The sequence below is a fragment of the Streptomyces glaucescens genome (assembly GCF_000761215.1).
Lineage (GTDB): Bacteria > Actinomycetota > Actinomycetes > Streptomycetales > Streptomycetaceae > Streptomyces > Streptomyces glaucescens_B.
Genome location: NZ_CP009439.1, coordinates 104,778 through 128,854, shown reverse-complemented (window position 1 = coordinate 128,854; position 24,077 = coordinate 104,778). Strand labels below are relative to the sequence as shown.

General features: G+C 69.6%; 20 protein-coding genes and 3 pseudogenes. 6 read left to right on the top strand and 17 right to left on the bottom strand.

All coding sequences use genetic code 11. From position 1 onward, the window contains the following. Nucleotides 1-5: 5 nt before the first annotated feature. From SGLAU_RS32535 to SGLAU_RS35455, 4 genes are read right to left on the bottom strand one after another with little or no spacing between them, the layout of a single operon-like run. Nucleotides 6-842 (bottom strand): hypothetical protein, encoded by an 837-nt coding sequence (locus SGLAU_RS32535; protein ID WP_043507548.1) that lies wholly within the window; start codon nucleotides 840-842, stop codon nucleotides 6-8. After that, a complete protein-coding gene (locus SGLAU_RS32530; protein ID WP_043507546.1) occupies nucleotides 823-1,734 on the bottom strand; it encodes an aldo/keto reductase in 912 nt (303 codons plus the stop codon). Before SGLAU_RS32530 ends, SGLAU_RS32535 begins: the two co-directional genes overlap by 20 nt. Then, entirely contained in the window at nucleotides 1,731-2,903 is a 1,173-nt protein-coding gene (locus SGLAU_RS32525; protein WP_043507545.1) for a JmjC domain-containing protein, read from the bottom strand. Before SGLAU_RS32525 ends, SGLAU_RS32530 begins: the two co-directional genes overlap by 4 nt. A gap of 21 nt (nucleotides 2,904-2,924) precedes the next feature. After that, nucleotides 2,925-3,074 (bottom strand): hypothetical protein, encoded by a 150-nt coding sequence (locus SGLAU_RS35455; RefSeq protein ID WP_159072849.1) that lies wholly within the window; start codon nucleotides 3,072-3,074, stop codon nucleotides 2,925-2,927. A 165-nt stretch (nucleotides 3,075-3,239) separates the two neighbouring features. Here SGLAU_RS35455 and SGLAU_RS32520 point away from each other — a divergent pair, with 165 nt between their 5' ends. Then, entirely contained in the window at nucleotides 3,240-4,568 is a 1,329-nt protein-coding gene (locus SGLAU_RS32520) for a hypothetical protein (protein WP_043507543.1), read from the top strand. 6 nt (nucleotides 4,569-4,574) lie between these two features. On the opposite strand, the gene SGLAU_RS32515 is transcribed toward SGLAU_RS32520, so the two are convergent. The 3 genes from SGLAU_RS32515 to SGLAU_RS32505 all read right to left on the bottom strand — a co-directional run bounded on the left by SGLAU_RS32515 (nucleotide 4,575) and on the right by SGLAU_RS32505 (nucleotide 6,869). After that, entirely contained in the window at nucleotides 4,575-5,051 is a 477-nt protein-coding gene (locus SGLAU_RS32515) for a hypothetical protein (protein ID WP_043507542.1), read from the bottom strand. 175 nt (nucleotides 5,052-5,226) lie between these two features. Then, a complete protein-coding gene (locus SGLAU_RS32510) occupies nucleotides 5,227-6,018 on the bottom strand; it encodes a replication-relaxation family protein (protein ID WP_078958111.1) in 792 nt (263 codons plus the stop codon). Between the two features lie 383 nt (nucleotides 6,019-6,401). Next, nucleotides 6,402-6,869, bottom strand: coding sequence for a hypothetical protein (locus SGLAU_RS32505; protein ID WP_052414194.1), 468 nt, complete (start codon nucleotides 6,867-6,869; stop codon nucleotides 6,402-6,404). Nucleotides 6,870-7,131: 262 nt separating this feature from the next. Between SGLAU_RS32505 and SGLAU_RS32500 the strand changes: the two genes are divergently transcribed. Then, on the top strand, nucleotides 7,132-7,575 hold the full coding sequence (locus SGLAU_RS32500) for a hypothetical protein (protein WP_043507541.1): 444 nt from the start codon (nucleotides 7,132-7,134) through the stop codon (nucleotides 7,573-7,575). 682 nt (nucleotides 7,576-8,257) lie between these two features. Here the strand turns inward: SGLAU_RS32500 and SGLAU_RS34250 are convergent. Then, nucleotides 8,258-8,603, bottom strand: a pseudogene (locus SGLAU_RS34250) (hypothetical protein). Further along, nucleotides 8,600-10,387: a MobF family relaxase gene (mobF, locus tag SGLAU_RS32495; RefSeq protein ID WP_244315386.1), complete on the bottom strand. Its 1,788-nt coding sequence runs from the start codon at nucleotides 10,385-10,387 to the stop codon at nucleotides 8,600-8,602. Before mobF ends, SGLAU_RS34250 begins: the two are co-directional and overlap by 4 nt. A 194-nt stretch (nucleotides 10,388-10,581) precedes the next feature. On the opposite strand from mobF, the gene SGLAU_RS32490 reads away from it, so the two are divergent. Continuing rightward, on the top strand, nucleotides 10,582-10,779 hold the full coding sequence (locus tag SGLAU_RS32490; protein WP_043507539.1) for a hypothetical protein: 198 nt from the start codon (nucleotides 10,582-10,584) through the stop codon (nucleotides 10,777-10,779). A 225-nt stretch (nucleotides 10,780-11,004) separates the two neighbouring features. After that, nucleotides 11,005-11,301 carry a hypothetical protein gene (locus SGLAU_RS32485; protein WP_043507538.1) on the top strand — a complete coding sequence of 99 codons (297 nt, stop codon included), beginning with the start codon at nucleotides 11,005-11,007 and terminating at the stop codon, nucleotides 11,299-11,301. A gap of 33 nt (nucleotides 11,302-11,334) precedes the next feature. Here SGLAU_RS32485 and SGLAU_RS32480 read toward each other — a convergent pair whose 3' ends face one another. The 5 genes and pseudogenes from SGLAU_RS32480 to SGLAU_RS32460 all read right to left on the bottom strand — a co-directional run bounded on the left by SGLAU_RS32480 (nucleotide 11,335) and on the right by SGLAU_RS32460 (nucleotide 14,720). After that, nucleotides 11,335-12,351 (bottom strand): ATP-dependent DNA ligase, encoded by a 1,017-nt coding sequence (locus tag SGLAU_RS32480; RefSeq protein WP_043507537.1) that lies wholly within the window; start codon nucleotides 12,349-12,351, stop codon nucleotides 11,335-11,337. Between the two features lie 79 nt (nucleotides 12,352-12,430). Continuing rightward, entirely contained in the window at nucleotides 12,431-12,820 is a 390-nt protein-coding gene (locus SGLAU_RS32475; RefSeq protein WP_043507536.1) for a DUF6415 family natural product biosynthesis protein, read from the bottom strand. A 258-nt stretch (nucleotides 12,821-13,078) separates the two neighbouring features. After that, nucleotides 13,079-13,926, bottom strand: a pseudogene (locus SGLAU_RS32470) (helix-turn-helix domain-containing protein). Between the two features lie 19 nt (nucleotides 13,927-13,945). Next, nucleotides 13,946-14,485 carry a DUF6879 family protein gene (locus SGLAU_RS32465; RefSeq protein ID WP_099052976.1) on the bottom strand — a complete coding sequence of 180 codons (540 nt, stop codon included), beginning with the start codon at nucleotides 14,483-14,485 and terminating at the stop codon, nucleotides 13,946-13,948. Then, entirely contained in the window at nucleotides 14,448-14,720 is a 273-nt protein-coding gene (locus SGLAU_RS32460) for a hypothetical protein (protein WP_043507534.1), read from the bottom strand. The genes SGLAU_RS32465 and SGLAU_RS32460 overlap by 38 nt, the downstream gene beginning before the upstream one ends. 76 nt (nucleotides 14,721-14,796) lie before the next feature. On the opposite strand from SGLAU_RS32460, the pseudogene SGLAU_RS37055 reads away from it, so the two are divergent. Beyond that, nucleotides 14,797-14,919, top strand: a pseudogene (locus tag SGLAU_RS37055) (IS110 family transposase); the annotation flags it as partial. 23 nt (nucleotides 14,920-14,942) lie between these two features. Here the strand turns inward: SGLAU_RS37055 and SGLAU_RS32455 are convergent. Beyond that, a complete protein-coding gene (locus tag SGLAU_RS32455; RefSeq protein ID WP_078958109.1) occupies nucleotides 14,943-15,692 on the bottom strand; it encodes a transposase family protein in 750 nt (249 codons plus the stop codon). Between the two features lie 151 nt (nucleotides 15,693-15,843). On the opposite strand from SGLAU_RS32455, the gene SGLAU_RS34245 reads away from it, so the two are divergent. Next, a complete protein-coding gene (locus tag SGLAU_RS34245) occupies nucleotides 15,844-16,293 on the top strand; it encodes a transposase (RefSeq protein WP_412556277.1) in 450 nt (149 codons plus the stop codon). Between the two features lie 236 nt (nucleotides 16,294-16,529). Here the strand turns inward: SGLAU_RS34245 and SGLAU_RS35450 are convergent, their stop codons facing one another. After that, entirely contained in the window at nucleotides 16,530-17,015 is a 486-nt protein-coding gene (locus SGLAU_RS35450; protein WP_159072848.1) for a hypothetical protein, read from the bottom strand. Nucleotides 17,016-17,043: 28 nt separating this feature from the next. Beyond that, nucleotides 17,044-24,021 carry a polymorphic toxin-type HINT domain-containing protein gene (locus SGLAU_RS32450; protein ID WP_244315385.1) on the bottom strand — a complete coding sequence of 2,326 codons (6,978 nt, stop codon included), beginning with the start codon at nucleotides 24,019-24,021 and terminating at the stop codon, nucleotides 17,044-17,046. Nucleotides 24,022-24,077 lie beyond the last annotated feature (56 nt).

Sequence of the window (24,077 nt, the reverse complement as noted above, 5' to 3'; positions counted from 1 at the left end):
CTCGGTCAGCGGTGGCGGAGTTCCCCGGCCCAGGTCCGGAGCTGGTCTTCGAGGACCAGGTTGTCGCCGCGTGCGACCGTCTGGAGCAGCTGCGCGCACACGGTTGCTTCGGCGGCGAGGCCGGCCGGGCTGCCCAGGACGGGGAAGGTGGCGCGGACGCGGGCGGCGACGTCCGGCTGGAGCAGCGAGTAGGCGTAGAGCATGGCGGCGTCGAACCCCTCGGGGGCCTGCCCCCAGCCCTCCCAGTCCAAGAGCCGCAGGGGCTCGGTGAGGTTCGCCCAGTGCAGGTCGGCGTGGGCGGTGGTCCAGCAGGTCACGGCCGGGGTCGGGATGCCGACGAACTTGGGGATCGCCCGGTCCATGTACTGCTGACGCACGGCGATGCGGTCAGTGACGGTCGCCGACACTTTCTCCAGCGCCTTAGCCAGGTCGGCCCACCAGGAGTCCGGCAGCTGGAGGTCGTGCTGGAGGATCGGGTTGCCGGACAGGACCGGCTGGTTGACGCGCACCGACAGCTCCGCCCGGTAGGCGGTGTCGTCGTCGACGGCGTCGTGCACGCCCAGGAGCTCGGGCCGGTGCCCATCGAGGTCGCCGAAGGCGTGCTGGGCATCGAGGGCGCCGTCCCACAGCTTCCCCGACGCCTCGCCCGTCGCTGCGGACACCAGCCGCAGCCAGACCGGTCGGCCGTCGGCGGCGGTGCGGGCCGGGGCACCCAGGGTGCGCCCGGCCCATCCCCAGAACTCCCCGCCCGGCTCCACCTGGACGTCCAGGGCCTGCGCGGCGTGGGCGTGGTGGGCGCGCATACGGCGCTCGGTGTCCGGGTCAGGGGGAGGCGAGTACACCAGTGATCTCCCACAACTTGGCGGCGGTAAGGGAGGGTTGGGCGACGGCGTCGGCCGCCTCTCTCCAGTGTGGCGCACTGGAAGCGGCCAGAAGGACGTCCGTCACTCCTGGGCATGACGCCACCGCAAGGACGCACGCCTGTGCGGGGGTTAGGCCCGGCCGGATCAGGTCGGCGAGCTCCTGGTCGACGATGCCGGCAAGTTCACCCCCGTGCAGCGGCGCGGAGGCCATCACCCGCAGCCCCGCCCCGGCGGCGGCCGGGAGCGGGCCCTGGCCGTTCAGGGCCTGCGCGATCGGCGTCATCATCACCAGGCTGACCGGCAGCTGGACCGCGACCAGGTGGTGCTGACCGCCGGCGGCTTCGGCGGCCAGGGCGAGCAGCTCCCCCACCGTGAACGCCTCTTCCTCCAGGCCCGCCCAGGTGGCGACCCCGTACCCGGCCACGTGCCCGGCCGCCGCTTCCTCTTCCAGGACCTCGAACGCGTCCCGGATCGCGCGGTGAAGGGCGGGACGGTTGCCGGGGTGGGCCCGCTCGGGGTTGTGCAGCAGGACCAGGTCCAGCCGCTCACGCCCGAGCTGCTCGCGGTTGCGGCCGGTCTGCCAGCGCACGTAGCCCGGGGCGAGGCTGTGCCCGGCCGCCGCCTGGTCCTCGGTGAGCACCCCAGCGTTCACTGCGTCGGTGCCGGTGGCCGCGGTGAAGTAGCCGGCCTTCGTGGAGACCCGTACCGCCGGGTGCGCGGTCAGGGCCGGGGCCAGCAGGCTCTGCGCCTGGCCGGTGGCGTAGTTGGGGGCGGTGTCGATCCACTGCGCGCCGGAGGCGGCCGCACGGGCAGCCGCCTCCGGGATCGCCCGGCACCGGTAGGTGCCCAGCGCAAGCCGTGCCGTCCTCACAGCAGGCTCCCCACCACGGCGGCCTGCCCGGCAACGAGCTCCTGGACCAGCCCGGCGACGTCCTCCAGGCCGAGGCCGGCTGTTTCCGCGAGCGCGCCCAGGTCCACGGTGCGGCCGTCGATGAGCGGACGCAGCACCGCCTCCGCCTCGGGCGCGAACTCGAACACGCTCCCGGCGGCGGACAGCGTCACCACGTCCTCACCCGTTTCCAGGACAGCGCGGGCGGTGGTCATCCGCACCCGCAGGCGCGGGTCCGCCGGGACGCCGTCGACGTACGGCAGGCTCGGCACCATGCGGCCGACGGCCTGGCCGTCCATCGCCGCCCGGTAGCGGGCGAGCAGCGTCGGGTCGTCCAGCAGTTCGGCGAGCCGCTTACGCATCCCGTCCACGACGTCGGCCTGGCCATCGGGGGCGGCGAGCAAGGGCAGGTCACGCCGCCAGTCCTCGTGCGTGAGCAGCTGCTCGGACACCCACGCCATCAGGTCGGTCGCGGTGTGGGTCTGCAGGCCGCAGGTGACGTGCAGGGAGCGCACGCCCTGGTCGGCGGAGACCGCGTGCCACACGCCGCGCGGCACATAGAGCACGTCACCGGGGCGCAGGACGAGATCAGCGATCGGTTCGGTGGGGGCCTCGCCGGGGTCCTCGATGTCGCGGTACAGCGGGAACGGGCGGGTGGTGCCGTAGATCCGCCACCGCTTCGCGCCGTCCAGCTGGACGATGACGGTGTCGTGGTCGTCCCAGTGAACCCCGAAGCCCTCGGTGCTGGTCCACGACGCGTAAAGGTTGGCCTGCACGCGGGTGCGCAGCTTGCGCTCGATCGCTTCGCAGAGGCGGGCTAGGGGCGGGTGGAGTTCGTCGACGCTGTCCAGCGCGAGGGAGGCGCCCTCGAGGAGGCGGGCGTGCAGTTCGGCGGGGTGGAGCCGGTGCCACACGGTGTGCCGGCGCGTGGCCACCGGGGCGGTGTACCCGCCGACCAGCAGCGTCTCGCCGTCGCGGGACAGCCGCATGCGCGGCGGCTCCAAGCGGTGGCTACCGAGGATGTGGTTGAGGTCGTCCCAGGTCATCAGTCCGGCGACGTCGATCGCGCCGGGCAGGTGGCGGTGTTCGCGGTGCAGTGCCTGGGCGAGGAAGTCCTCGCCCAGGCATGCCGCGATGGACAGATCCGTCATCGCGTCAGGGCTCCCGGTCCGTCAGTCGTTGCCGTCGCTGCGGCCGGTGCCGCCGCCGTCCGAAGGGATGGCGTTGCGGTTCCGGGCGGCGACGATCTGCCGGCGGGAGCGGACCAGACCGCTGGCCTGCGGACCGGACGTGGCGGGCGGGGGCTGGATGGGACTGGGCATGAGGACCCTCCTCCTGATCGGTCGGCCGGGCCCTGGACAGCCGCGGCCGCGACACCCGCCAGTGAAGCCACCACGACGGCCGCCGCTAACCCCTCCATGGGGGCCCCACGGTGGGTATGGTCGTCAGGCTGACGCACTGTCATTCCACGAGATTGAGGGGGACTTGTGGACGACTTACCGCCGTCACCCGCTCAAGTGCCGCACCGCCTGCTGGCCGACCCCGCCTTCGTCCGGGCCCTGCGCGAGCGCGACTTCTCCAGCGTCTTCGCCATGGCCCACGACGCGGGGATCTCCTTCAACCGCATCGCGGAGGCGTGCGCGCTCAAAGCAGAGCGTGTCAGCCAGATCGCCCGGGGCGCCGCGGCTGTCACCGCGCTGGCAACTGTCGAGCGAATCTCCGGCGGTCTGCGCATTCCCGGTGCCCTCCTGGGACTCGCTGCGCAACCCTGGGAGGACACCGCCGCTCCCAGCACGGAGTCCGACCATGGAGATGATCCGATGAAGCGCCGCAACTTGCTGCGCGGCGCGCTCGCCGCCGGCCTCACCGCCCCGGCCCTCGCCGCCCTCACCGCCGCCCGGACCGACGTCGACCAGACCCTCTCCCCCGACACGCCCCAGGACCTGGCCGACCTCGAGGCCACAGCCGAGAGCTACGGATACGGCTACCACGGACAAGCACCCACCCGCGTCCTGGCCGACCTGGTCACCGACTTCACGACCCTGAGCCCGCTGCTCACCGTCCCGCAGCCCGCCCCGGTCCGGGCAAGGTTGTGCCGGACGGCCGGGCAGATGGCCGGGATGACCGCGATCGTCTTACACGACCTGGGCAGCCGCCGGGAATCCCGCGCCTGGTTCGCCACCGCCGCCCGGGCCGCCGCCGAATCCGGCGACGACCAGCTGTACGCCTGGGTCCGGGCGCGTGAGGCGATGGTCCCGCTCAACTACGGCGCCCCGAAGGCTGCGACCGGCCTTGCCGAGCAGGCCCGCCACGCTGCCGGGAACCGGCCGACCGCCGCCGCGGTGCTGGCAGCCGCTGTCGCCGCCCGCGCCTACGCCCTCAACCACCAGAGCGAGCAGGCCCGCACCGCGCTCGCCGCCGCCGACGCGCTCATGGACCGGCTCCCCGAGGGGGAGCGGTCGGACACGTGGCTGACGTACGGCGAGCAGAAGCACCACGTCCACCTCAGCCACGCGTTCACCACGCTCGGGGACACCCGCCGCGCCCAGGAGAGCCAGCAGCGGGCGCTGGAGCTCTCCGCGCCGACCAGCACCATGACGCGCACCCTGCTGAACATCGACGCGGCGGCGTGCTCCCATCACGACGGCGACACCGAGCAGGCGTGCCGCCGTGCGATCGCCGCCCTGACGGCGCTGCCCAGCGACTACCGCACTGGCCTGGTCCGCCGCCGCGCGCTGGACCTGTACGAGGCGGTCCCCGCCCAGCACCACCGTGAGCGCGCTGTACGGGAACTACGCGACGTCGTGGCGGGCTGACAGCGACTACTCCCACAGCGGGCGGGCACGCCCGGTCCCCTCGCAGTGGAAGCACTGGCCGCCCCCTGGTGTGCTGCGGGCGCCGATGGTGCCGATGGCGTCCCACAGGAGCCGGGTGAGGCCGGCGACATAGGCGGCGTGCAGCGGCAGTTCCTGCCGCGCCCCGATCATGACCTCCAGCGCGACGTCGGGCACGAGTGCGTACGCGCCGAACCCTTTGGGCCCGGCGATGTCGCGTGTCACCGTGTCGATCACATCGTGAAGGCGGCCCATCGGCTCATCCTCGAACAGTTCCACCTGAGCCGAGAGGACGATGTCCTCCGGCTGCGTGATCGACAGCCGTGCCGAGGGCCGCTCGAACGGCGCGATGAGGCCGACCGAGTCGGGATGGGCTGCGTGGAGGCGTGCCATCGCGTGCCACAGGTCTCCCGGGGTGTCGTGCCCGGACGGCGCGTCGGTGTTCTGGTGCCTGCTGAGTCTCATGGCTGCCTTCCGATTGATGACGTCGGAATACCTGAGTACGCCGTGGCTGGGGCGCCGTGCGCGCCCTGGCCCTCGTCATCCCGCCGGGTGGCGCGGCGACTTCGGGAACGGTCCCGCCGGGCGGCCCCGCGACTGCGGCTGAGCGCGCCGCCCCGGCAGGTCCCGGGCTGCCGGGTCAGCGGCCGACCGGCTCCGGGTAGCGCTCCCTGCGGCGGGACGGGTCGTCGACGCCTATCTCGTACCAGGGCTCACCGCGCTGGAGCCGGGGCAGGGTGTTCACCCACACCGCAATGGTGATGCCGTGCACGTCGTCGGCGAGCGCCTGGAGGCGGTTGTCGAGCAGGTGCTCCTCCTTCCCCGCCAGGACGACATGCAGCCGCGGGAAGGTCTGGAAGCGGGTGTAGCGGTGGCGCTGCCAGAAGGGGTACGTCGTGCCGATCGTGCCGCGGGCGCCTTCCCAAACGCGGTGCCCGGCGTAGCGCTCGTAGTCCCATACCTCCTTGGCGAGCCGGGCCTGGGACATGGTGCCGTTGTCGAGCTCGAAGAGGCGCACCTCGCTGGTCTTGGTCGGCAGCGCGAGGACGGCGTCGGTGTTGAAGCTGAGGCCGGTCTCCTTGATGGCGTGGTTGACCTCCACCTGCCAGTCGGTCAGGTGCTTGCGGCCGCCGTAGGCGAGGATCATGTCCGTCACCGCGACGCCGTGCGGTCCGAACCCGGCGCGAACGGCTTTCGCTCCGGTGCCGGCCTTCGGTCGGGGAGGCAGCTCGGTGCCGTCGGCCAGAGCCTTCTGTCCCGCCGGGGTCAGGTTCCAGATCTGGTGCTTGCCGTCCTTGCCGTTCGTCTCTGCCAGCCCGAGCTCCGCCAGCTTGTTCATCGCCCTGCGCACGTACGACCGACCGTCGGCGTCTTCCTTCGTGATCACCTGAGCCATCTGCCGGACCGTGGCTATGCGCACGCACCCCAGCATCCGCAGCGCATCAGCACGCACCTTGGCCGCAGGGGTGGACTTCTTCCCCTTCGTCGACGTCTCAGGGGAAGGGAGAGAGGTGTCAGCGTGCCGGGAGGCCCCCTGGCGGGCGGTGTGAGCTGCGGCGATGGGTACGACGTTGTAATCGTTCGCGGCACCGTTCACGGCACTGGATTCCGGGCCGGCTGGAGGGCCTTCAGCACCCCTTGACACGGTCGGGCGCGACTCCGGTTCGGGCTGCCGGGCGCTGCTGGTGTACGTCATTCCAAGGCTCCTCACGCAGTGGCGCGGGGGTCCGGATGGAGTCCCCCGTCACTTGCTAGAGGTGTGGCGGAAGTCGACGGTGTGACGCTCGCTTGAGCGCCGTTATCGATCCGTGATCGTCAGGAGGGTGCGGCGCAGAGCTCGGAGACGATCGTGAACGAGGTCGTCACCATCGGCACCGCCATGGCCGGCGGCATCGCCACGTGCGTGGTCTGGCCGTGGGCCATGCCGTTGCGGATCTGCCGGCCGTAGTCGAGGTACTCCGCCTGCCGGGCCGTCAGGAACCCGTCGGCGGCGCCCTGCGTGATGAGCTGGTGCAGCGGCTTCTTGCCCGCGTCCGGGATGCGGTCGCGCAGCACGATCTCCACCGCGATCAGAGAGTGCATGACCGCCACGGTGGAGAACTCGTAGCAGTAGTAGGACTGGCGCAGCAGCTCGCGGGCCGTACGCAGGACGGTGGCCGCGGCCTCGGGAACGCCGTCGGGCACGACCAGGTCCTGAACGAGGTCGTGCATGTCGGCGTAGCTGCCGACGAAGTAGTGGGCGCGTTCGTCCGGGACCGGGAACGGCAGCCGCTGCGTGGTCATCTCCGCAGTCTCCCAGCGGCACGCCCCGGGCGGCAGCGGCTTTTTCCGGGACGTCGCGCAGCGTGGCGGGACGGAGATTTCTCCCTGCCGGAATGAGGTGGAATGTCGCAGGTAGCGGAACTGGACAAGGGGGCAACGCGAGCGACGGCCCGGCGGGTGCGCTCACCGTCGGTGCGCGGACTCTGTCCACAGGCCCGCGCACAGAGCATCGGTTCCGAGGCCGCCGCGATCAGCGGGGCGGCCCGAATATGAGGAGCCACCCATGCCCGAAAACACCGTCACTACGCCGCTCGCCCCGATGGAGCCGGAGGACGTCGCCGACGCCTTCGCCTACATCCGGGCGATCCATGCCGCCGACATCGACACCGCCTGCGCGATCGCCGACGACACGGGCCCGGAGCTGCACCGGCTGCTCCTGGACGTCGCCGCGCGCGTCTTCATCCCCGTCACCGCCGCAGACGATGACAACGGGGAGCCGTGCGAGCACTCCTTCCTGGCCGCAGCGCTCGGACGACTGATGCTGGAGCTCCTGTGCCACAGCGTCTGCCTGGCCGGCCCGCGGGGCATCGCCGACAACATCACCCGCTTCACCGAGAACATCTTCACCGAGGACCACGGCGACGTCGCTGACGTCCTGCGCCAGCTGGAGGCCGCGGGGATGAAGCAGGCGATGGAGGCGCACTCGGCGCACCGCACCACCGCGTAGCCGCACCTCCGGGACGGCGATGGTGCGGTGCGGCGCGCATCCCCGGCGCACCACCGCACCACTGTGATGCGCTCCACCCGCACCACCGCACCGCACCGCGCCACCGCAGTGCGCTCCACCGCACCCTCGAACCGCACCGCCAGGCGCCGGCGGTGCGGTCTCCCGACGTCGCCGCACCACGCCGGGGCGCGCCACGGCCGGGCGGGCTCCTCTATCACACACCCCCTTGACCGCGACCTGATCGCAAGCAGAAACCGGCGATGGCAAGGAGAAGGGTCGCGGTAGCAGAGCTGGACAAGGGGGTGTAGCGGAGCCGGACAAGGGGGTCGCGCGCGTCCGGCCGCACCCGGACAAGGGGTCGGCGGCGGCGAGCGCACCGGTGCGGTGCGGAGCGTCGGGTGCGGCGCACCGGCGCGCGCGAGAGTGCCGCGCACCGTCGGAGTGGTGCGGTGCCGGACGCGGTGGCGCACCATCGCGGTGCGCACCACGGTGGACTCCATCGTCGTCCGGCGCACCGGAGTGGGCCCCACTCGGTGGAGCCCATCGGGTGGAACCCCTGAGTGGAGCCCACTCGGTGGAGCCCATCGGGTGGAGGCCACTGAGTGGAGCCCACTCGATGTTTTGCATCCGGTGGCGATGCGCGACATCGGGAGCTCCACTCAGTGAACGGTGCCCGGCATCGTCACCACAGCCAGGCATTGGAGTGCCGCACCCGGGACAGGGCGCGAGCGTCGCGGCGCGCGGCCGCGTTGCCGATCCGGCTCTGCCGGGCGCGAGGCCGGCGCGAGTTCCTCGCGGCGAGGCGGCGCTTGGCGGCTTCCTGGCCGCTTGCGCTGCTTACGCAGCTCCGCCTTCTTCGCCGCCTTCGACTTCGGCTTCCGCGGGCGCTTCCAGATCGGCTGCCACCCCACGAGCTCGTCGACTTCGGGCTCCTGGACCTCGTCGAGCGCGGCGGCCATCTGCTCGCGGGCGGCTCGGGCGCGGGCGAGCGCGTCGTCGGGATTGGGGCGAGCTTCCGGGGTGCTCACGTGACTCCTCCTGTGGTTCGGCCCGGCGTGTGCTGTGTACCGGGCTGCTGGGTGTACGGCGGCGGCACCGCCGCCGGGGCGGGCTGCGGACGCAGACAGTGGGCGGCTTCGCGCGCCCGCCGGCTGTCCTGGAGCGTGGAGGCCACCTGCGCGGCGGCGGCTTCCAAGGTCTGGCGGGTCCGCTCCACCGTGTCGATGCCGGTCTCCGGCTCCGGAAGGCGGCCGTCCTTCCGGCCGTCGCGGAACGGCCGCGGGCGCGACCTCGAGACGGCGGGCACGGCGACGGCGTACGGCCGGGTGCGGGAGCCCAGACGCTCCGCACGGCGCGCGGCGCGGACCCGGGCGGCCAGGGCGCCGGCGGCGAGACGGGCCCGCTCGTACGGGGCGGCCGTGCGGCGGCGGGTCAGCGGGCGCAGCACGGCCTGGTCCTCGATGTCGCTCGGGTACAGGGCGCGCAGATTGGCGGTCATCCTCCGGCCGCGCCCCACGGGGCGGGTGTGGTCGTCGACGGCCGCCTGCACGATCCGTGCATTCAGGCCGGGTTCGTGGCGGCGGCCGCGCAGGACGTAGGAGAGGTGGCGGCGGGCTTCGGCAAGCAGGTGATGGCGCGCGAAAGCGCCGCGCATCACGTACACCACGGCGACGACGTCGACGGCGACCAGCGCTATGTCGACCACCGGCCGCACCCGCGCCCACACCGCCGCGGCCGCCGCCCGCGCCCGCTCGGCGAGCCGGTAGACGGTGCAGGCGCCGAACGCCCGGATCGCTGAGGTGCGCCAGCGCGTCCGCAGCTCGGTGAGCGACAGCAGCTCGGTGCGCTTGGGCGGGCGGGTCTGGTCGGCGGCCTGGCAGGCCAGCGCGTAGCCGGCCTTCTCGCCCGGCGGGTGCCCTTGGCGTTCCTCGTACTTGTCGGTGAGAACGGACAGGGCGTCCTCGATCTGCTGGCGGCGTGTCGACTGCCAGCCGATCAGCCGCCGGTCGACCCCGGCGATCTCCATGACGGGCCGGCGGCCCGGGGTCACCTCGCGCGGCACCCACGCCCACCCGAGCCGGGAGGACACCTCCTCCATGAAGTGGAGGGTGTAGAGGGTGTCGGCCGCGACGATGTGGGCCAGCATCGAGTCGGCGGAGAGGTTGCCCCACGTCCCGTCCGGCCTCCGGGCGCGGATCGACACGACCGCGTGGTCGTGGAGCAGCGGCTTCGACTCGGCAGCGCGGGACTCGTAGTGCCGGAACACCGCGACGATCAACCCGTCCCTCACGGGCCGGCGGTGCTTGCCGCCGCTCCCCCACCGGATCTGCGCGACCGACTCCTCCAGCCACGCCAGCGTCCTGTCCCTCGCGATGTCCTGGCACATCTCCAGTACGAGACGGGTCTCGTCGTCGGTGAGCGCCCACGCGATGTGGGCCGTCGATGGGGCCCGGAAGACCAGGTCCAGCGCCAGCCACGGCGTGCGCTCCTTCGCCTTGTCGGTCTTCGGCGAGGCGTTGTGCTCGATGGGCCTGCCCAGCACGGTCGCCCGCCGGGCACGGGCCGGGCTCTCCCCCTGCGCCAGGAGCTCGCGCTCGATCCGGTCGGCGTCCGGGTGCCGGCCTTCCCCCAGGAGGAGTTCGGCCTGCCGCTCGGTCACCACGTCCCCGGCCGTCAGGCCGAGGGCGGCAAGGCCCCGGCCCTTCCACACGCCGGGCGGGACTCCGGCTTCGTCCTGGGCGGCGCGCAGCGGCGTGCCCGCCCGGCGGTGGCCGTCGCCGACCATCACGCCGCGCGGAAGAGATAGCGCCACCCGTTCCCCGGGCGGACCTCCGACTTGCTGATCACCGGCCCATAGAAACCCGGCTCTGACCTGCACAAAAGCGCGATCTCGGGTACGTCCCGCCGGGCGGGAGGGCATCACCAGATTTTTACCGCCCCGCCCGTCAGGCGGGCCGTCCGATCAGCCCGAGACGGTAAGCCATCGAGTTGTGCACAGTCCGCCGCATGACTAGCGAACTGCTCCACGGAGACCTCTGCCCGGTGTGCAGCCGGCCCCTCACGCTGCGCCCGACCGTCGTCGTCCGCTCGAACGTGCCGTACCCCACCCGGACCGACTACCTGCCCCACTGCACCGTCTGCGCCAACGACCTGCCCAACGTGCAGAGGTGGAACGACCTGATGAACGACCGCTACGGCCTCTGACCGGACCGTGCGAATACTGCGCCGCGATGCCGCGACCACACGAGCCCCACCCGCCACGAGAACGCACACCAACCGACTCCACCGTCATCTAGCGCACACCAGCACACCACTTCTCCGACAACCCGCCACGACTGAGCATCACGTCACCGATGCCCTTCAACACGAACAGCCACCACCGCCCCCGGCCACCGGCCGGGGGCTTCGTGCTTCCTGGAGGAGTTCGCCGTGCCCACCTACGAGGCCCTGCCCCGCTTCACCACCGATCTGGACCGCCTCACCCCCGCCCAGCGCCGCCGCTTCCGCCAGGCCGTGGCCGCGTTCGTCGACGACCTGCGCGCCGGACGCGGGCGCTTCCGCGCCGGCCTGCGCGTGAAGGGCGTCCGCAGCACACCCGGCGTCTTCGAGCTGACCTGGGACGGCAACGGGCGCGCGACATGGCAGTACGGGCCCGAGATAGTCCAGGGCGTCCAGCACGTCATCTGGCGCCGGATCGGCACCCACGACATCCTCACCGGTCCGTGACGCCGCACCCCGCCGTAAGCGGAGGGAAGGCGGTCAGCCGCTGGCGGGCTCGGCACCGGCACCGAAGGGCGGGACGTCCGTGACCGCGACGTCTAGCCGGAGCCGGGCGAAGCGCACCGGGTGCCGCCACGATCCGCGCTCCTGCGCCGTGTCCACCATGATCTCGGCGACCATCTCCGGCTCCACCAGCACGACATCGAGCGGCGTGCGCGACCCCCAGGAGGTCATGAACCGGACGCTCTCCCACGGGTGACCGGGTCCGGCGAGCGTCAGCCGCCCGGCCAAGTCGCGCAACGCGTCCGGCCTCAGCGGCGTACTGCGGGCGACCGGCCGGAGCACACCCTCTGCATCGAGGCGGCCTAGCACGAGCGTCTGCGGCCGCCGCACGGTGCCCGTGAACGCGCCCACCACGGCTTCGGTGGTATCGCGGCGGCGCACCTTGTACAGCGCGCGGGCTCCCGGCAGATACCGCTGGCCACTCCCCCGGATCACCAGCCCTTCGACGCCCGGGACCTGCGTCCAGGACGTCAGCCACTCCCCGGCTGTCGCCGGGTCGGTCGTCTCCGGGCACAGCGTCCAGGGGGCACTCAGCCCGCGGTCGGCGAACAGCTCCTCCAGCCGCGCGCGCCGCTCGCCGTACGGGACGTGCAATAGCTCCTGGCCGTCGAGCTGGAGGAGGTCGAAGGCGATGAAGTGCGCCGGCATCTCCTGCGCAAGCCGGGCAGCGGTCCGGCCGCCGGAGACCGCTCGCCGCTGGAGCGCCTCGAACGACATCTGCCCTTCCACCCACACGACCAGCTCGCCATCCAGGACCAGGCCGTCCGGCAGGTCCGCGGCCGCGTCCACGAGATCCGGGAAGCGGCTCTGCAGGAGGCTGCCGCGGCGGGACTGCACGAGCAGCGGGCCGGGCGCCGGCCACGCGGTGAAGACGATCGCCCGGTAGCCGTCGAATTTGGGCTGGAACCGCAGCTCACCGGGCAGCGCGCCCGGCGCGGGCACCGTGTCACGGGACTGCGCCAGCATCGGTTCCACCGGCGGCCGAAGGAGCATACGTCCGGTCTACGGGCTGCCCGGTGTCCCCGCGACCGGGCGCAGCCGCTGGTGTCGAGGGCCTGCGCCGGGAGGCGGCTCAGGAGGCCGGGGCCGGGGCCAGTTCCGTGAGGCGGTCGAGCCGCTCGTACAGGGAGCGGACGATCCGTGCACGTTCCTGGGCGCAGCCGGCGGTTCCCTCGAGCGGGGCGGCGAGACGCTGGTCGGCGTCGTCCAGGACGTACTCGGCGAGCGCTCGGGCGGCGCGGCGCTCGGGCAGGCGGCCAGCGGCGCGACGGACGTCGGTGGCCACGGAGCGGGCGGCGCCGGTGAGCTGGAGGGCGATCTGGTGGTAGTCCGCGGCTTGGAGGCCGGGGTCTCCCTTCCACGCCAGGACGGCTTTGATGAGGCACTGGTGGGTGGTGCGGTCGAGCGGGAGCTCGGCCTCGATGTGTCCGTCGGGGTCGTACAGCACCGTCGTCCTGCTCATCGGTTCCTCGCTGCGTCATGGCGGTCGGTGGGGGCGGTGTCGGCCTGGGTGGTGCGTGCGAGGAACCGCGCGAACCCCCGGTCGGCGCGGGCCACCAGGGCCGGGGAGGGGACGCCGTAGCCGGGCTGGGCCGTGGTGGTGGCTTGGGTGCGTGCGCGTATGGGGTCCCGCCTCCCGGTGGCTGGTGGCGTCGGTGATTCGACGCTACGGGCGGCTCCGGAGGGGTCTCAACGAAGTTGCGGAGAATTGCGCGCTCCTTCACTCCAGGGCGTCGATCGCCGCCCGGATGCGGGCGCGGGCGGCGTCGCCGTGCACGGCGAGCTTGGCGAGGGCGGTGAACGCGCGGGCGTAGTCGGCGAGCTCGCGGGGCTGGCGGACGTTGATCGACGCGGTCAGCGTCTCCACGACGGTGCGCTGGTCGTCATAGAGGTAGAACGCCTCCAGCGGCCACACGGTACGAGGGACGCCGAGCGGGATGATGCCGAGGGAGACGGACGGCAGCGGCATCACGGTGAGCAGGTGGGCGAGCTGGCCGGCCATCGTCTCGGTGGTGCCGATCCGGGTGCGCAGCACCCACTCCTCGATGAGGACGACGAAGCGGTGGCCGCCCTCGTACAGGTAGCGGGAGCGGGCCAGGCGGGCGGCGACGGCCTCGGTGATGTCGTCGGGGGTGCCCTGGAAGTCGGTGATGGAGCGCATCAGGGCTTCGGCGTAGCCGGCGGTCTGGAAGAAGCCGGGGATGACGTTGAGGTGTAGGCGCGGCACACCTGCGCTTCGGCGGTGCGGGCGAGGACGTCTTCCTGGGCCTGGCGCATGCCGGAGCGGTGCAGGCGGCGCCACTCCTCGTACATCGACTCCACCGCGCGGGCGGTGGCGATGAGGTCGGCGGCCTGGTCCTGGGCGTGGCAGGCGTCGCACCAGGCGCGCAGGTCGGTGTCGGAGGGTGCGGCCTTGGCGTTGAGGATGCGGGAGGTCTTGGCGGGGTCCCAGCCGCACCGGGCGGACAGCACGCGCCCGTTGATGCCGGCGTCCTTCATCAGGTGCTTCAGGCGCCGGGCGAGGGCTTCGCGGGCGGCCTGTGCGGAGGAGGAAGGGGAGGCGGGCATGTGCTGTCCGGGGCCGGGGTCAGACGGTGTACTTCTCGTGCGGGATGGCCCGCTCCCAGACCTTCTCGAACGCGGCCGCGCACAGGGCGGCCACCGTCGGCTCGTCGGTGCGCTCCTTGCCGTTCTCGGCCCAGTCGCCGGTGCCGGTGAGGTGGTGGAACTGCACGATGCGGTCGTCCAGGAGCCAGAAGTCGTTGCCCGGCAGGGCGATGTCGGAGGCGTGGCGGCGGGGCAGCCAGCGGACCTGCTCGCCGGCCTGGAGGTTCACGGTGGTGATGGCGTGCTCGTAGCGGATGTAGTCGGTGACGGGCTCGGAGACGATCCTCGCGCGGCGCATTACCACCCCGCGGCCGACCGCGTCTTGGACCAGAGGCACCCACTGCGGCCAGAACGACCGCGTGGGGTCGGTGTTCGCGACGCCGGTACGCAGAAAGGTGTCGAAGTCCTCCTGCTCGTCGCCGACCGCGTAGACGTCGCGCATCTCCAGGTGCACGGCGCTGCGCCGGGTGGCGGCGAGCAGGTCAGCGAACGTCGCGCTGTGCAGCGCGTTCTGCGGCATCGCCCGCCTCCCTCAGCATCGGCACCATGCGGACCGGGATACGGATCACCCGCTCGTGCGGAGGGATCCCGGTCTTATAGCCGGGCACCCACTGAGTTTCGCCGACCAGGGCCTTGAGCAGCTCGTCGGCCTCCTCGCCCTGGAGTACCAAGTCCGCGGTCTCCTCCTCCACCCACACCGTCGGTGATCCCTCACCACCGGTGTTCGGGTCCATCCCGACGAACCGTAACGTCATCGCGGCCTCCCCTGTCGAGCCAGTTGCGCATAGTTGCGCCACGACCGTCCCGCGCGCCGGGTTGGTGGGTCAAGACCGCGACCGCGGACGCCGTCGACTGATCACGCTGATACGCCCGAAGGCACCGCGGATGGCCGAGCGACTGGTCAAGGACATCTTCACCGCGCTGAACGAACAGACCGTCGTCGTCCCCGGCACGGACGCGGGCCGCACTGAGCTTCTTCAGCGTTGCCGCTCCAGGGTGAGGACAGCCTTGGCGATTGACGTCATGCGGTTCGGACTGCATCGAGCCTTGCGGAAAATTCGCCAGGACTTCAGGCGGGCCACTCCGCGTTCGACCGGTGCCCGTGCCGTGGCCAGGGCCTGATTGAGAGTCTTCTCGGTGGGCGTGAGCTTCTTCAGGGGTCTGCGTTTGATGCCCGTGGTCAGCCAGGGGCCGCCGCCCTGGTAGGCAAGATCGGCCAGGATGGGGACGCCCTGGCGCTCGCAGATCCGGATGATCCGGTGGGTGCGTGCCGCGGTCAGGTCGTGTGCCCGGCCCGGCAGGGCCGGCGAGATCCACAGCAGCCGGCCGTCCGGGTCGGTGACCACCTGCACGTTCACGCCGTGCCGGCGGTGCTTGTGGGAGTAGTCCTCGCGTGAGTCGCCGACCCGGTCGCACTCGGCGAGGGTGCCGTCTAGCAGACCGAAGTCGGGGTCGGCCTCGCGCAGGACCTTCAGCAGGCCCGGTGCGCGTTCGGCGAGCAGGTGAATGACCGCGCTGGTGTAGGCGTGGGCGGTGGACTCGCTGATGCCGAACCCGGCGGCGAGTTTCGCCAGGGTGATGTGCTCACGCAGGTACACCAGTGCCACCATCGCGCGCTGGGACGGGCGGAGCTTGCAGCGGCGGCCCCCCTCACGGGTGACGATGAGCATGGTGACCCACTCCACGAGCGCATGTGGCAGGTCGAGTGCGGCACGATAGATGACCAACGAGGCCCCCGAGCAGCGTGATTGAGACGTCAGACATCTCGATCAACAGCCCGGGGGCCTCGCTCGTTGCGTTCGGCTGGGGTCACCTGATCGGGGCCCACCTCGAAGAAGCTCACTGATCGTACCCAGCCTCGCCAGCTCGTTCCAGGCAGTGCTTGACCAGCAGAAGCTCCCGGCTGCGAGGATCGAAGAATTGCTGGAGGCACACCCCTTTTCCAAGGTCCTGACGTCCATGCCGGGGATCGGCGTCAGGACCGAAGCCCGCATCCTCATCGACGTCGGCGACGGATCCAGCGTCCCATCCGCCGCCCACCTCGCCGCCTACGCCAGCCTGGCCCAGCGACCCGCAGTTCCGGGTCGTCGATCCGAGGCGAACAACCCTCCAAGAGAGCGGAAACAAACAGCGCAAACGGGCCCTCTTTCCATCCGCATTTGCCGCACTTACCGACCCGGCCTCCCGGACCTACTACGAAAGAAGATCAGCCAAGGAAAGCACCACGCCCAAGCCCTCCTCTGCCTCGCCCGCCGCCGAGCCGACGTACACTTCGCCATGCTCCGCGACGGCACGATCCACGGACCCCAACCCGCCCCATCCGCTTGACCGCACCCATAGGGGCACCGCCCCCCGCACCCTTCAGAAGAGGTCCAACGAACACTCGCGGCTGGGGGCACGGCAGATGTCAAACGCAGTCTCAGTTACGCCCCAATCCCGCCGAACGGCGAGCCCGACGCCCCGCCTGCCACAGCCGTGGTGCAATGACGCGCCGTCAAGTTGCCGGAAACCAGAAGCCCCACCGACACCAGTGCAGGCGGGGCTTCTGCATTCAAGCTACCAGGCTATTGTCGCGGCATTAGGAGAACATTCCGAGCACTGCCTCCAGAGAGCCACTCCCTGGCTTCATGAAATTCCACGAGTCTACGAATCGAGACCCGCACATCCGGATCAGCGGTCTGAATAGCCTCGTTGAAGGCATTGACTGCCGCAGGGCCAGCCTGGGCCAGGATCAGCAAGATATTCCCACTCCCGTCCTTGGGGATGGAAAGAAGCTCCTTGGCTGCATGGGCCACTCCCTGACCGAGGTCCGAATGAGGGAAGCGACTCAGGGCTGCATGCGCCGCCTGGTAAGCCCCGTAATCCTCCTCAGCCTTCAAGGAAGAGACGATCGCAGCGACACCGGCTGGGCCTTCGTTGCCAGTAACCGAATCAGCCAGCTCGACATATCGATTCCAGCGACGCTCAGCCTCGCCGGGAGGAGTCACCTCATCATCATCTTGCACGAGGTCACCACACTCGACGATCTCAACTTTCCAGTCCGACGACACTCGAACCTCACTTCTTTCTGCGCAGCATCTAGGGATTTTGCTGATTCCGGGCCCATTCCCGAAGGGCCTTATTTTGACTGAGACTCAACCACATTTCCGTGATCGCCTCATCATATTTGTTACCGAAACGCGCGCGAATGTCGCCTACATCCATCTGCATGGCGCCTCGGAAGTCACCAGCGTCTATCAATTCTCTCTGCCTCATACGCCAAGCCTGCGAGGCGAGGGATGACCCTGTACTGTAGACCGCACGGTGATCGGCATATTCCATCCGAATCGACGGCCCACTGTACTTACTGAGAGGGCTGGATGAATTGGCGGGGATGTGATTTATTTCATTTCCCGCCCCAGCAGGTTGCAGATCACCATACTTCCCACCATTCGCGCCACCGCAATTGTGAACGAGGACCGGCGTAGCCCCCGCCCGCACATAGTACGTGTGCAGGTCGTCGACAGTGATGTTATACGTGATGCTGAACGTCTCGGTATACGCCCTGTTGGCCGTTACGATGACCGTGAGACCGCCAGCGGTCCGCAAGGTCATCCCGGGACGCAGGTCGCCAGCCAGCACCCAGTCCAGTTCTGAGGGCGACCAGAACGGGTGCTCATAGGTCGCTGTGAGCTTCTCGATCCCGCTGTCTGTGGCTATCGAGAGTTCGTTGAAATGCTTGTCGTCCTTAGTGACGATGAGGCTGGTTACCTTGCGCGGGCCTTGTTCCCCGGTCTCGGGATCGGTGGCCAGAACTTCATCGCCCAGGACGATGTCTTCGATGCTTTTCGTCGAGCCGTCCGCCATGAGGACAGCTGTCCCAGCAAGGAAGCATTGGCAGTCGATTCTTGGAACGTCACTTTTCTTGAAACCAGTCTTGAGGAGCTTAGCGCTCACCGCCGCTAGGCTCCCGCCCACCATGCTGTAAGCCTCGAGCCTGTCTTGTGTGTCGTTATAAAGCGAGGAGTCAGTGTCGATACCCTTACTATCGACGAATTTTTCGTATGCGTCCGTCGCGCCACTGCAGTCTTCGATCCAGCACCACCAACTGGCACTCGACATTGCTTCAGCGGACTCTGTTATCCAGTGGCCGATTCCTGCTAGCGCATCTTTCCAGTCTCCGCGCTTCTGAGGTTTTGATGGCTCTCCACTTTGGCACGGAACAGAGAAGACGTAACCACTCTGAAATCGGTGGCACGACGAGCCACCACCGCCGCCCTGGCTGTAGTTTGCGCTGCCCGCGCTTGACGCCCCGCCGGCCGAGGTGCCTCCGGACGAGGTACCTCCGGACGAGTTGCCACTTCCTCCGCTGGGGTTCTCGCTGATGAAAGAAGGGGGGCCACTTGGCATGCTATCGGGCCATCCCCAAAGGTTGCCGGTCGGGTCGGAGAAGGTGACGGGGTTGTTGTTGCTGTAGGCGTAACCGTTGATTTGTTGGGGGTCTTTCAGGTCGCCGATAGGGTCGACGCTGATGAACCGTCCGGTGGTTGAGTCGTATTCGCGGGAGCCGATGTGTGTGAGCCCTGTTGGGTCTTCGGTGCCTCCGACGAATCCCTTCTCGCCGCGCCAGGTGGTCGGCTTTTCACCTCCTCGGTCTTCGCCGAATGGTTTGGTGGGGCGGCGGGTGAGGGCCTGGGTGGCAGCGTCGATCTGAAGGCTGGCGGTGCCGTGGTGGTCGGTGGACTGCCAGGTCAGGACGCCAGGGGTGCGCATCGCGACGGCTTTGCCCGCGTGGGTGTAGTAGCGGGTGGCGGTGACGTTGCCGCTGGCGTTGTCGAGGCGGAGTTCGGTCTCAGCCAGGTAGAGGGTGGTGCCGGTGGTGTCGCGGCGGATGAGCCGACTGCCGTCGCCGTCGTTGAGGAAGGTGGTGGTGGTGCCGCTGGCTTCGGTGACCTTTTCCAGTTCGCCTTCGACGTCCCAGTCGAGGGTCTGGGTGGTGCCGTTGAGGTTGCGGGTTTTGGTAGCTCCGTTTTCCCAGTAGGTGTAGCTGTTCATGGTCTGGGTGCCGGAGGCCAGGTTGGTGATCGTGTTGGCCAGGGCGTGGGGGCGGGTCTGGTCGGTGGTCTTGTAGGTGTAGGTGGTGGTGGCCGGTCCGCCGTTGGCGAGGTGGTCGGTGACGGTCTTGCGGTTGCCGACGGAGTCGTAAGTGAAGCTTTGCCAGTACGGTGCACGGCCACCGACCGTGCTGGTGGTCGGAGCGTTGGCGCAGTCGGTGGTGGCGGTCCAGGCGGTCTTCAGGCGGCGGTGGCCGTCGTATGTGAAGCACTGCTTGTCGCCGGGGTTGGTGGAGCGGTCGTCGGTCTCGGTGGGATTGCCGGCTTTGTCGTAGCGGTAGTAGATGTCGGCGTCGGTGCCGGTGTGGGTTTCGGAGACGACGGTCTGGCGGGCCAGGCCTTGCGTGCCGTCTTCATAGGCGTAGTTGATTTCGGTCCAGTCGGCGGCGGAGGAGACGCCCAGGGTGGTGCGGATGTGCTCGCCGGCTGGGAGGTAGTCGGTGTTCTGGACGATGCCGGTCAGGCCCTGCAGGGTGTCGGGAAGCCGGGTGGGGGTGTAGCCGTAGGTGAGGGTTTCGGCGGCGAGTCCGCCCATGGCGGGGATGGTGCGTTTTTGGAGCGTGCCGTCGAGGTTGTAGGCGTTGTGGATGGTGTAGTAGCCGGTTCCGGCGAGGGCTCCTTCTTTGGTGCTGATGGTGTATTGCTCTTTCAGCACTCGGTAGAGCTTGTCGTAGTCGGCGTTGGTGATGGCGTAGACGTCGCCGGTCTTGCCTCCGACGTAGCGGATGCTGGAGGTGAGCTGGCCCTTGGCGATGGTGTCGTAGGACCAGCGGGCCAGGATTTTGGAGTCGTTGGGGGTGGGGACTCCGCTGACGAGGGGCACGGGGCCGTCGACGCGGGCGGTCTGCCGTCCGAGGTTGTCGTAGGTGTAGCCGATCGTCTTGTTGCGGGCGTCGGTCGCGGCGACGACCTGGTCGAGATCGTTGTAGTCGGTAGTGGAGCTGCCGGAGTCTGGATCCGTGGCGTTGGTCTGCCGGCCGAGGAAGTCGTAGCCGTATGACCAAGTGTTGCTGTCGCTGTCCTTGACTGTCTTCAGGCGGTCGGCGTGGTCGTAGGTGTAGGTGAATCCGGCGTAGTCGGCGGTGACGGTGTTGTCGTTGTATTCGCGCTTTTCTGCCAGGCGGCCGCGGGCGTCGTATTCCTCGCGGACGGCGGGAGCGCCGTCGGGCGGGAGGACGGTGGTGGCGTTGCCGTCGTAAGAGGTGGTTGTGCGTGAGTGCTCCTGGCCGTTGACCAGTGTCTTCTGCACTGTGGGGCGGCCCGCGCCGTCGAAGACGGTTGCGGTGCCCGCCGGGGCAGCAGTGAGCAGCGTCGCGAGGGCGCCGCTGGGGGCTTTGGTGTCGATGTACTGTGCGGCGGTTTCGACTGCCAGGCCGCGGGTGTCGTACTTGGTTTCGGAGATCACCCGGCCGGTGCCGGTGGCAGCCGGGACCTGGACCTGGCGGGGGCGTAGCAATGCGTCGTAGATGGCGTACTGGGTGAGGTAGGTGGTGCCGTCGTTGTTGAGGGACTTGGTCGCCACCCATGAGGCGGCCGTGGACTGCACTTTGTACTCGTACTTGTGCGTGGGTGTCTGCCCGGCCGAGCGGTCGCGGTCGGCGAGCCACACGTCGGTGAGGCGGCCGAGGGCGTCGTAGGCGAGTTCGGTGCGGTTGCCGTTGGCGTCTGTTCGTGCGAGGTCCACTCCCCAGTCGGGGGCGTGTTCGGCGGTGGCTGTGTGGCCGGCGGCGTTAGTGGTTGCCGTCTGGGTGATGGGGCCGCCGGTGGCGGGGGTGTAGGCGATGTGCTTGGTTCGGGTGCCCTTGGTGTTCCAGGTGTCTGTCGGGCGGCCGAGTGCGTCGTAGGCGGCGGTGGTGATGGTCTGGTAGCGGCCTGTGCCGTCGGTGTTGTAGCCGGTGAGGCGTTCGGTGCGGGTGACGTCGCCCTTGGTGGGGGGCGCTGCGTAGGCCTGGTTGTCGTAGGAGGAGCGTGTGTCGGCGACCAGGTCTGTGGTGTTCGGGTCGTTGGTGCGGTTGGGGGTCGCGGAGCAGGCTGTGGAGACCTTCTCCACCCGTTTGGGGTAGGACAGCATCCACTTGGTTTCGTCGGTGGCATACCAGGTGCGGGTGCAGTCTTTGGTGCCGCCAGCGTCTTTCTCGACCGTGAGCGGCAGGCCGCTCTTCGGGTCGTAGGTGGTGGTTGTCGTGGCGGTGATCGTGCTGCCGCTGTTCAGGCGGGTGCGGGTGACCTCGGTGCCGGTGCGGACGATGTGTCCGCGGACGGTTCCGTAGGAGTGGGTGTCGCTGGACGTCTCACGCGACCAGGGGGTGATGACGTTGGCGGAGATTTCCTGGCCGGAAGTGCCGTTGTAGGTGATTTGCTCGCGAAGCTGGCCGGCGAGCTGTTCGGAGTCTGTCTGGGACACGCCCTGGGAGTCGGTGATCGTCTCGCTGCGGGTGCCGCTGGTCTGCTTGTCGCCGTGCATGCCGCGGTAGTAGAGCGCGGTGGTCTTCGAGCGGGTGCCGGAGGCTTCACCGACGGTGGTGGTGACGGTGTTGTAGCCGCGCCAGATGCCCCATGTGCGGTACTTTGCTGGTGAGATGGGTGACTCGTCGTCGTAGGCCCAGGCGCCGCCGCCGGTGTAGGTGTAGTTGGTCTCCTTCAGGGGTGCGCCGCCGGTCGGGTCGGATTCTGTGACTTGGGTGACGACGTACTTGTGGAAGAAGTCGGTGCGTGGCTGCGGGTCTTCTCCGCCGGTGGGGTTGGTCGGCGGGATCCATTTGACGGGGTAGCAGCGCTTGGTGTTCTTGTCGAGCGCGGTGGGCAGGTTGGTGTCTGCTATGCACTCGGGGGTGGAGTAGTTGACGGTCAGGACTGAGCCAGTCTCTGAGTTGATCTTGCGGACGCGCCATTTGATGTAGGGCACGACGTCGTCGCCGGTCTTGTCGACGCGGTTGTGCAGCTGGATGCCTTCGAACGTCACCGCGGGCAAGGTGATCGGGCTGGTGCCCACTTTGCCGGTGTGCTGGATGCTCTTCAGCCACATGCCCGGCGCGGAGCCGTCACCGGGGTCGGGGAAGGAGTGTTCCATGTGCCAGGCGTTGACGTCGCGGTAGTCGGTGTCCGCGCCGGTGCCGGTGCCCTCGTAGACCTGTGTGGTGACGTCGGTCAGCCGCTTGCGGGTGAAGAACGACGGCGCGTTGCGGTCCGTGCAGGGGGTGCTCGCTGCGCAGATCTGGTCGAACGGCACGTCCGGCCAGGCGGCCTTGTTCGTCTCGGTCAGGGAGCCACAGGTCTCTCCGCCGGTGACGGGGAGGCATCGCTCGGCGACGTCGAACTGGACGCGGGCGGCTGCGGGCTTGCTGTAGACGGTGTCGGAGCGCTGGCCGTAGTCGATGCGCTTGAGCCAGCCGCCGCGGTGGTAGTAGGTGCCGTTGCCGGTGGATGCGTTCTTGGCGTAGTAGTTGCCTTCTTTGGTGTACCAGTAGCTGGTGACGTTGCCGTGTGGGTCGACGACATAGTCGAGGTTCCAGCGCCAGGCCTGGAGCTTTGCGCGGCCGGCGAAGCTGGTGCTGCTGGAGTAGCCGGGTTCGCCGGTGTCATCGCCGAAGACGGGGACGACCCAGGTGGAGTTGGTGACCGGGTCGTCTGCGGCGGTGCCGTTGTCGGACCAGCCGGGCAGGCGGTTCTTGCCGAAGACGTACTGGGTGCCGTCGGTGGCGGTGATGGTCCAGTACTCGCCCTGGTCACCGCTGGTTCCGGTGTCGCCGTCGTCGCCGTTGACCGCGCCGGTGGCAAGCGTGACCTTCTCACCGTCATCGTTCTTCAGGTGCCAGCCCGCGGCGTCCTTGATCAGTGGGCTGGACTTCCCGTTGAGGACGACGGAGGCGTTGTGTTCCTTCCAGCACAGGTCGGCCTTGTCGTTTTGGCCGTCGTCGTCGCAGGAGCCGTAGGAACGTTCGATGTAGGAGGTCGGCACGTCGAAGCCCTCGCCCACCCACGACGGCTGGGCGGAGGTGGAGGAGGTGCGGCCGTCGATGCTCTGCGCGGAGTAGCCCAGCGTCACCGTCGGGGCTGTTCCGGCCGGGGCGGGTACCGCGTCCATGGGGTAGGACCAGGTGAAGTCGCCGTTGGAGCCTCCGCCTGCCCAGGTCGACGACACCGACAGCGGGGTGGCCTGGTAGCTGCCCTGGTCGGAGGATGCGGCTGCGGAGAGGGCCACCATCGTTGTCGTCGCGGTGGCGCGGGTGGCCTGGCGGGTGGTGACCTGGGTGGTGAGGGTGCCGTTCTTGGCGTCGTTGCTGGTCGGCAGGACCCGGGTGGTGCGGCAGTGCGGCTTGTTCGGGGTGGTCACCGCGCACGCGGGGAGCTCGATGGCGCGCAGGCGGGAGGCCCAGGCTCCGCCGTAGGCGTGGGCGAAGCCGCTGTAGTCGACGCTCAGGGACAGGCTCGAGGCATTGGTCTTGCCGTCGGCGCGCTGGACGGTCAGCACCAGGCCCTCGATGCCCAGCTTTTTGGCCAGCTTGCGGTCCAGGACGGCGACCTTGGCCCGGCCGGGGGCCTGGGCCACCTTGGCAGTCGGCTTGGTCGTGGACTTGGTTGCGGTCGTGGGCTGGGCCGCGGCGGCGGCCAGTGCCACCGGCAGGCTGTTCGCCTTCGTCCTCTGGCCCGCTGCGGAGGGCAGGTCCAGGGTCGCTGAGCCGGGTGTGGGCCAGGCGGGCTTGGTAGCGGCCTGTTTAAGGGTCTTGTTGGCGGCCGCATAGGCGGGGTCGCTGCTTCTGAAGCTCTTGGCCTTGAAAGCAGCTGCCTTGCCGTATTTCGGCTCGGGCAGTTTGGTGTGGCTGCGGCTGGTGTCCTCGGCCGGTGCCGCGCCCAGGAGGGTGGCGATTACGGCTGCGGTGACGGGCAGGCCGACTGCTGTCAGTCTGCGCCTGCTGGCCCGCTGCCATGACCATGAGGACAGCGCGAAGCTGCGCCTTGTCACAGTGGGTTCCTTCGGTCGTCATGTTGCGGTGTGCCGGGCCGGGTCGGCCCGGCACA